This is a genomic window from Streptomyces mutabilis (assembly GCF_014649815.1).
GTDB classification, from domain to species: Bacteria; Actinomycetota; Actinomycetes; order Streptomycetales; family Streptomycetaceae; genus Streptomyces; species Streptomyces mutabilis.
The window spans coordinates 1-809 of sequence record NZ_BMTT01000127.1 but is presented as its reverse complement, the minus strand read 5'-3'; the positions used below and the strand labels follow the sequence as shown (position 1 = coordinate 809).

Annotated in this window: 2 protein-coding genes; both read left to right on the top strand. The window is 34.4% G+C overall.

Annotation, left to right across the window (positions count from 1 at the left end; translation table 11 throughout):
* Positions 1 to 371: TRCF domain-containing protein (locus tag IE142_RS39710; RefSeq protein WP_229831223.1), on the top strand; the 371-nt coding region annotated here is incomplete at its 5' end.
* The coding region (locus tag IE142_RS39705) for an oligosaccharide flippase family protein (protein ID WP_191889425.1) at positions 361 to 809 on the top strand (449 nt) is incomplete at its 3' end. The genes IE142_RS39710 and IE142_RS39705, both read left to right, overlap by 11 nt.

Sequence of the window (809 nt, the reverse complement as noted above, 5' to 3'; positions counted from 1 at the left end):
GAAAAGTAGAAACAGAAGAACAACTTTTCGATGTCAAAGATGAATTAATAGATCGTTTTAATGATTATCCAATTGAAGTCGAACGATTATTAGACATTGTTGAAATCAAAGTCCACGCTCTACATGCGGGTGTCGAATTGATAAAAGACAAAGGCAAATCTATACAAATCATTTTATCACCTAAAGCGACTGAAGATATTAATGGAGAAGAATTGTTTAAACAGACGCAACCTCTTGGTAGAGCAATGAAAGTTGGCGTGCAAAATAATGCAATGAATGTAACGCTAACAAAATCAAAACAATGGTTAGATAGTTTGAAATTCTTAGTTAGATGTATTGAAGAAAGTATGGCGATTAAAGATGAAGACTAAGAGTGAGACGGCGTTTAACGGCGTCGTTATACTTACCTTAGCATTAATTATTGTGAAGATACTAAGTACCATTTATCGCATTCCGTATCAAAATGTTTTAGGTGATGACGGTTTATATGCTTATCAACAAATATATCCTGTCGTAGCACTAGGGGTTATTTTATCTATGAATGCCATTCCAAGTGCTGTGACTCAAGTGATAGGTGTTAATCGATCCGATGAAGTCTATACAAGGGTTATGTTTCGATTACAATGCATAGGTTTTATCGTCTTTATTTTGCTTTTTATGTTTGCGAATATGATTACCCGATGGATGGGCGATTCTAATTTAGCACCCATGTTAAAGATGGCCAGTTTTAGTTTTATTTTAATAGGTGTCTTAGGAGTGTTAAGAGGATTTTATCAATCAAAGCAAGTAATGACCATACCAGCAATTTC